Genomic DNA, 7,710 nt, shown 5'->3' with positions numbered 1-7,710 from the left:
TATTTTTCCATTAAATAAAAGTGTTAATATAAGCTTTCTTTATCTAAACAATCCAATAATTTTTTAGCTTCATCAATTCCATTGTTGTAAGCCTTTTTTTAACCAGTATTTTGCTTTATTTAAATCTCTCGGAATATATTTACCGTTGCTGTATATTATGCCCAGTTTCAGTTGCGCTATAGGAATATTATTGTTGCTTGCCTTCTGATACCACCATATAGCTTTTCCAGTGTTTTTGTCAACACCTACTCCATCTTGGTAACACGAGCCCAAAATATACATACCTAAACCGTCGTACTGAGATGCAGATAATTTTGCCCAATAAAAAGCTTTCTCAGGATCGACATTCTTAAATGTTCCGTTCTTTATTTTACCATATTTCAGAAATCTTGCTGTATTATATTGTCCTGAGCCGGCACCTAATTCTGCCGCTTTTAAATAGTATTCGAGGCGGCATTTAGATCTCCCTTTTTCTCTAAGAGATCTCCGACCTTATTATAAGATATAGCAAGCCCAAGGTCGCCCGCCTTATTTAACCAATACACAGCAGTTTCAAAATCCTCATCGCTGTAATTATAGTTTTCTGTCAACAGTAAGCCTAGATTATACATACAATTGACATAGCCTTTTTCAGCAGCTTTTAAAAACAGTTCCTTAGCCTTTGATTTGTTTTGCTCTATATAATAACCATCCCAATTCCAAAGTGCCAATTTATTCATTGCTTTTTCACAGCCCATTGATGCTGCTTTAGAATACCATTTATACGCTTGAGCAATATCTTTATCTACACCGCCCAGTGCATAATTATACATATTTCCTAAATAATACATAGACATAGGATGATTGCATCTTGCCGCCTCTTCAAAAAAAAGTCTTGCCGTTTTATAATCATCTAAGCCATATTCTTCTAGTCCTCGCTCAAATACTTTCTGAGGATCAGGATTATATTCGCCGATTTCAGATGCATCAACATTAATAATGCTATGGCAATTATAGCATTCTATTTTTAAGAATTCTTTTGTATCATATCGGAGAATGAAGTCAGTTCCGCAGTTTGGACATTTAAAACCATATGTATTTATTGTTATTTTGTATTCACTCATCGCTTTCACCTCATGACTTATCGTAAACTTTTACCTATTACGTTCCATTTTACTGTTTTCTGATGATATTACCAATAAAATGTGCAACATAAACTAATGCTATGCTCCGCAAGCCAAAAAGCAAAGGATACATAATCACTGCTCCTGCTCCGCCAAATCTGCCTATATCAAAATCTACCATAAAGGCTCTTACTATCATCGTTACGCAGGAAACTATAACAGTTATTATCATGATACGTTTAGACATCGGCATCGTGTTTTCTTTTTCAAATTTTATGCACGGAACTAAATACATCAAAAAAAGCAGTATACCTTCTGCAATATCCCCTGCGCCGTTACCTTCTGCCACAGCACTGATCATTGCAGGCCAAAAGTCAATTATGACCCAGCCAACTATAATGACAATGCACAATATGACCGCTATGCCCAGACACACAATACCTTTCTTACGCTTAAATAATCTTATGATCAGTGCTCTCATGATCTCTCGACCTCAAACATCAGTTTAATATACTCGCAAACAGCATCGTCATATTTTTTGTTTTCGATCATAACAACTATCTCTTGTATCTTATTATATATGCCCTCATAGATCTCATCGCTATCAGCCATATGATTTATCTTGTCAACTATCGCCGGAGCTTTTTCGTAATAAATATTGATCAGAGCCTGTCCGAAATCATATTTCTTCATATATTCATCTCTTAAATATCGCAGTGCTGTCAGTTCTCTGCAATCATCTGGCAAACCCTTATGTTCACAGCAGGCTGTCGTCAGAAAACAGCCTCCGCTGCTTGAAACATTGCCCTCCTCCCAGTGGTCACACGAGTCATCAGGATAATAGTATGTTCTATACCAGCTGCAATAGCCCTTTGTGTTTTCACCTTCATATTTGTAATATTTACACGAACCGCAGGTGTTCATCTCTGCATAATACATAGAGTCTAATCTCCTTTTTCTATTGTCATCGAATAATTGACTGCCTGTGAGGTATCTGTGACCTCTATAGTATATGATCCCATTGACAGTTCAACAAGATATTCCTGTAATTCTCCATACGGGACACAAAATTCATCGACGTAATTGCCAAATTCGTCCTTGATCTCAACACCAAACGAATTATAATTGTTATCGTCTGTTGTTATCGTAAAATAATAATCACCTGTTTCAGCCTCATTGTAAGTATATACATTTGTCATATACGGTGCCGAGATATTGTCAGTGATCATTCCGTATTCGCCTAATATTGTTATATCTTGCACTGGGTTGGCAAAGTATACCGACAGCTTGCAGGCAGGTTCTCCTTCATTCCACTCGACTGATAATGTATATGTACCGGCCTCAAGATCATAAGCATAGCCATAATCGTTTCCGCTCAATGAAAAATGATCTTTACTGACCTCCCTGCCTAATTTATCGTATAAATACATACTATGATCCGAGCCTGCATAAGTATCGGTCAATGTCACCGCAATAACGCCTGGATCATCTACGGTAATATTAAACTCCTGCGTTTCGCTGTCTTCAAATGTAAGATCTAGTATCTCAGGGTCTAACGGAGAAGTGATTATTCTTTTTAAACCTTTATGACTGCTTGGTGCTGTTGACTGCGTCTTATTTGGCTGAATATCAGTTAACTGGGTATCAATAGGTTTTGTATCAACTGTTGGTGCATCAGTCTGCTGTGCAATAGAGGGAGTATATGCTATCCCATTATTACTGCTGCCTTGATCTATACTGCACATTTTGAAAACACAAACTATCGCTATAACTACAAGGACCAAAAGAGCGATCTTACCATAGTTTATGTTTTTATGGTTATTGTAAGAGAAACTGCCGCCTGAGGGGGTGACATTTGGAACATTTTGCGAGTTATTTGATAAATTATTATAGGGATTATTGCTGAACGACTTTTTTCCGCCGTTCGGCTCGTTATAGCTTGCCATTTATTTTTGCCTCTTTTTCAGTTCTTTCCGTATCAATGTTTTGTAATGATCAGAAAGATCGATCTTCATACAGTATTCCAACTCATTATCGTTCATATATGGAATGTTCTTAGGATAGAAATTTCTCTTTTGTCCATATTCATGCTCAACTCTGCACCATTCACAATAAGGTTTATTATAATCTTTGCGGAGATAATGGTCCCAGCCGCTGCACTCACAATACTCTAAAGATTCGATATAGTCCTCAAGTGCATCGGAAAACTCTTTTGCAGTCGGTCTGACTTCAGGATCACTGGCACCATACTGAAACGCCCTTCTGAACAGCTCTTGCAGTGTTGGAGTCAGAACGTCAAAGTCGGGATAGCGATCAGGTATCTGATAACCATTGAGTACATTTGTGTAAATATAATTGCCGCCTATGGCCATTGCATTGGTGGGCGGAGCGGATACGGACGATGAACTGTATTTTGAAATGCTTTTAGGTCTGCCATAAGGGTCTACCCCCAACAGCAATTTATGTATGTGATATGCAAGAAGAAAACGGTCTGTATACACAGTGAACGTTTCGCCTTGTGCTGTTGTAAGATTTGCATTTTGCTCATGGCATATTTTCAAAAGCTCAGGAATAATAAACATATCTTTCCAAAGCACACCGCATTTGAGTGTTCTGACACGTCCTTGATAATTAACTCTTATATGAAAGCTGTCAGAATCGGTGATCTGTATGTTGCCGTTTTTTCTGTCAACAAATATATTTTTCGGATTAAAATCTCCTATGAGAATACTATAATGATCATTTATATATCCGCTTTTATGTATCTCATCAACGATCCGACTGAGATCAAGGGCTAGGTAGGCTTGATTAAATATTGAAATGCGGTCATCAGGCTGATTATATACATCAAGCAGCATTTCTTTGCACACAAGCTTATTCATTATAAACCCTACACAATCCCCCAAATGCTCCTTGTCGGGAAAGAGAGCCGTTATTGGCAGAGTCACACTTTTATTTATAATATCGCTAAAATGGAATTGGCTCAAAAGCTTTATCTTCAAAATCGTTTCAGGATTTATTTTTTTGAATATCTTTGCCACGATATTGCTGTTGCCCTGCACTTCATACACAAAGCCCTCGCCGCCAGCACCGATCTGATCGGTCAACAGATATTCCTTATTATCCATACCGTAATAAAGCAATTGTTATCACTCCCGAGGCTTTATTTTGCGTTTTCTTTTGAGCCAATTTTTGTTAGTTTTCTTCTTGGCATCGTTGTTTTCTTGCTTACTCGGCTCTTCCATTTCAGCTTTTTCACCGCTTTGCTTTTCTGCAAGCGCTATAACTTTCTCGACATATTCTGCTATCTCCTCGTCGCTGCTGTTAGCATTGCAGTCTTTGATATGCTTTAAAAGCATATCTTTTCCGTCTTTGGGATATAGGCTTATCAAAGTCTTATAAGTATCAGCAAATTTCTCGATAGTTGTTTTCTCCTTTGGTTCTTCCCATTGTATACTATCATACAAAGCCTCAGTATTTATTAAAACCGCAACTGTCAAGTCGTCTTTCAAATTCTTATCTTTCAGCTCTCCATATTTTTTATCAATATGATCGTCAGTTTCAGACCTTTCAGCTAATTCCGTGATCATTTGTTGAACAAGGTCAGAATATTCCTTCATTTTTTCATCATCAAGCTCTTCATTAAACAATGCCTGCTCAACAAAAATATTCATTCGTGGTACTGACACCCGATATTTATGATCTCTTAACGAATTAGGGGTGACCCAATCAAGCAAGCCGTCTGTCATACAGATAACAGCAGCAGCATCGAAATTTGCTTTTCCGACTTCAAACATTCTTCTTGATAACGGAAAAACCTCGCCATATTCATTATTGTGTTTTGTGGTAACAACATGATAAACACCATTAGTGTTCAGCGCTATAATACCTGAATCTCCCGCATTTGCGTAATAAACATCTTTGCCGTTATAAAGCGCAGCAACAAAAGTTGTTTCATAATCGTGGATATCTTCGCCCTGTTTAGAAACACTTCTTTCTATGTAATTTGCAGTATAGTGCATTATCATTCTCATCAGCGAAAGATAATCCTCATCTGTTCCGTTAATTGGAAACATTGCATTTGCAAGCTTGCAGGCGTTTTCAACTGCCATTTGTGAGGCTTTATCAGAATGTTTGCAGGATCCAACGCCGTCGGCGCGATCGCCAGATGCCACACTCCGTTTATATATATCGTGCCAGCGTCCTGACAAACTATATTTCTTTTTTTATGGGATAAACCCTGTAAGCTGAAATTATAATTTAAAATGTTCACTTCTCGTCTGCTCCTGTTAGATCAATTCAGGCTCGTCCACAGCAGTTTTGCTGCCGTCACTATTCTGTCGAACACCTCCGCAGTTTTTAACGGCTGTCAGATTATCGTTGATATTAGTATAAACTGTTTCACCAGGGTCTGACACGGACCAGCCTACTATACTGTCGGTCATAAATTCAAAAGCGGCAGGCACTCCATTCACGCAATCCTCTGCATTTATGTAAAGGACCTTTTTTCCAAGACCGTTGACAAGCTCTTTATACTCAGACCAGTTTTTCTCGCCATCTGTCATCTTTATTATCTGACCATTGTAATAAGTAGGAATAAAGATCATATTGAGTTTAGCGGAAGGTGACGGATAATCACGGTTGAAATATGACTGCGATTTTTGATATGCCGCCTGCATATCTTCAGTGCTAAATCCGTCGGTGTATACGAATATCATAGCACGTCTGCAATCAACAGATCTTTGGTCATATAGCTTTCTTATTTCACGAACTTTTTTTATTGACTCCAGGATGAGCGAACTTAATGCAGTGCAGCCCTCTGCCGACAATTTAATATCACCTTTGAAATTGATCAAAGGCTGCCAGTCCATAATAGTGTAAACACTGTTATTAAAGCCTAATATACAAAGGTCGATAGATGACTTATCAGTCTCACCCAGTCTGCCATTTGGAATATCGGCAAGCTGATTGACAAGATCTTCAACCATTTTTATTTTTGTTATTCCGTTTCCTGCATCTTCGTTCATTGATGCGCTGGTGTCTATGCAGACCACTACAGGCTGATGAGTTTGGTTTATAGCTCGTAGATTTTCAAAATTCATAATATGGCCCTCCTAAAAATACAAACTTCTGTCTTTCAGTATACTACTATAAGATAAAAACACCGTAGACCCAATAAAAGTAAGACTTTGCAGGGCTTTGTGACCATAACTTTGACCAGAAATAGATCAAAAAAAGCTAAACGCACTCATATAATTTTTCAAGCTGCTTACGTTTCATATCCATATTAGAATGAACATATCTCTCAAGAGTGGTCTTTACGCTTGCGTGCCCAAGCAGCTCGCTCACTGTCTTGACATCTATACCACGTTTGATACATTCGGTGGCAAATGTATGGCGAAGCACGTGGAAGTTTCTGTACTCTACTCCAATGTGTTCGAGAAATTTCTTATAACTGTATAGATACGTCCTCGGCTCTGTGTGCTTTAAAGAGCAAGTCAAAAAATAATTTTCTGCACACATATTAAGCTTGATGTCAGCTAGCATAGACAGCATAAATGTCGGAATAGGAATATCACGAATTGATCTTGAGCTTTTGGGGTCATCAATTATCACAACTGTTTTCGGGGGCGTCGGATCTGGATTTTTTATGCGCTGTATAGTCTTTCTTACATGAATGACCTGCTCTGCAATATCAATATCTTTCCACTTTAAAGCACAGATCTCGCCTATTCGCAAGCCTGTGTACAAACTCAGCAGTATTCCAAGATGCAGGCAGTTATCACACAGAGCATTGCTGCGGATCTTTAACATTTCCGTTATTGTGAAAACCTCTATCTCCCTATGCGCTGATTTAGGCAGCGGAATATTTTTTGCGGGATCTTTAAGATTGTATTCCGTTTCGCCATATTTAAAGACCGACTTCATCATAATTAGTATAGCCTGCACACTTTTTGATGACAGACCCATTCCGTTAACTCTGCCACATTTAAGCAAGTCTGTTATATGGCAGCTTATCATAAATGAACTTAATTTATCGACCTTATATCTCCCAGACGGTCAGATATATAAGTCTGATACATAGTGAGATAATTAACATAGGACGACGGCTTTATACAGCTTTTTCGATTTGCAAGCCATACCGCAAAAAGCTCACCTACAGTAATAGGTGCATTCTTCGGCAGCAAGTCCACTTTGGCAAGCTGTAGTTTTTGCGAACACTCCGCATAGGTGCGTGAATAAACAGACAAATATTTTGCCTTGCCATTTGCCGTATAGCTTGAGATATACCTCCCTTCCCAGCGGCCGTCTTTTCGCTTAAAAATGTTTTCCCCTCGTCTTGACATAACAATACCTCCTGTGAAATTTTGTACATTAAGAAATTACCGCACAAAATCTGCACGGTATTGCCATTAGTATACACCTAAACTGACCATAATTCTGACCAGAAATAGCACAAAAATACAAAAATCGGGCTCTGATTCATCATTTTTTCACAAATAAACATATAATATTAATATAATTGAACATTTTTCTGTACAAAATCAACAACGATATTTGCTATATTTAGTCAATCTGTGGATTGATTTTATTATCTTATAGTAGT

Annotated in this window: 10 protein-coding genes and 1 pseudogene; all 11 read right to left on the bottom strand. The window is 38.0% G+C overall.

The annotated features are described in order from the left end of the window. Positions 1-72: 72 nt before the first annotated feature. Positions 73-282 (bottom strand): tetratricopeptide repeat protein, encoded by a 210-nt coding sequence (locus tag DW793_RS16035; RefSeq protein ID WP_118158438.1) that lies wholly within the window; start codon positions 280-282, stop codon positions 73-75. 27 nt (positions 283-309) lie between these two features. Then, positions 310-396, bottom strand: a pseudogene (locus tag DW793_RS16030) (hypothetical protein); the annotation flags it as partial. A 38-nt stretch (positions 397-434) separates the two neighbouring features. Beyond that, positions 435-1,103 (bottom strand): tetratricopeptide repeat protein, encoded by a 669-nt coding sequence (locus tag DW793_RS13350; RefSeq protein ID WP_118158437.1) that lies wholly within the window; start codon positions 1,101-1,103, stop codon positions 435-437. Positions 1,104-1,152: 49 nt separating this feature from the next. Beyond that, positions 1,153-1,584, bottom strand: a complete 432-nt coding sequence (locus DW793_RS13345) for a hypothetical protein (RefSeq protein ID WP_118158436.1) — start codon at positions 1,582-1,584, stop codon at positions 1,153-1,155. Then, positions 1,581-2,042 (bottom strand): CFI-box-CTERM domain-containing protein, encoded by a 462-nt coding sequence (locus DW793_RS13340; protein ID WP_118158435.1) that lies wholly within the window; start codon positions 2,040-2,042, stop codon positions 1,581-1,583. Before DW793_RS13340 ends, DW793_RS13345 begins: the two co-directional genes overlap by 4 nt. Before the next feature lie 5 nt (positions 2,043-2,047). Next, positions 2,048-3,049 carry a hypothetical protein gene (locus DW793_RS13335; RefSeq protein WP_118158434.1) on the bottom strand — a complete coding sequence of 334 codons (1,002 nt, stop codon included), beginning with the start codon at positions 3,047-3,049 and terminating at the stop codon, positions 2,048-2,050. Further along, complete coding sequence (locus tag DW793_RS13330) at positions 3,050-4,246, bottom strand: hypothetical protein (protein ID WP_118158433.1); 1,197 nt, start codon at positions 4,244-4,246, stop codon at positions 3,050-3,052. It abuts the gene before it with no gap. 6 nt (positions 4,247-4,252) lie between these two features. Beyond that, complete coding sequence (locus tag DW793_RS13325; protein ID WP_118158432.1) at positions 4,253-5,278, bottom strand: protein phosphatase 2C domain-containing protein; 1,026 nt, start codon at positions 5,276-5,278, stop codon at positions 4,253-4,255. A gap of 114 nt (positions 5,279-5,392) precedes the next feature. Next, positions 5,393-6,205, bottom strand: coding sequence for a vWA domain-containing protein (locus tag DW793_RS13320; RefSeq protein ID WP_118158431.1), 813 nt, complete (start codon positions 6,203-6,205; stop codon positions 5,393-5,395). A gap of 136 nt (positions 6,206-6,341) precedes the next feature. Next, positions 6,342-7,124, bottom strand: a complete 783-nt coding sequence (locus DW793_RS13315; RefSeq protein ID WP_118158430.1) for a tyrosine-type recombinase/integrase — start codon at positions 7,122-7,124, stop codon at positions 6,342-6,344. Positions 7,125-7,132: 8 nt separating this feature from the next. After that, a complete protein-coding gene (locus DW793_RS13310) occupies positions 7,133-7,450 on the bottom strand; it encodes a hypothetical protein (protein WP_118158429.1) in 318 nt (105 codons plus the stop codon). Positions 7,451-7,710: the final 260 nt, after the last annotated feature.

This window comes from Ruminococcus sp. AM31-15AC (assembly GCF_003462045.1).
Taxonomy (GTDB): domain Bacteria; phylum Bacillota; class Clostridia; order Oscillospirales; family Ruminococcaceae; genus Hominimerdicola; species Hominimerdicola aceti.
The sequence above is the reverse complement of the archived record's forward strand: the minus strand, read 5'-3'. Positions and strand labels throughout refer to the sequence as shown.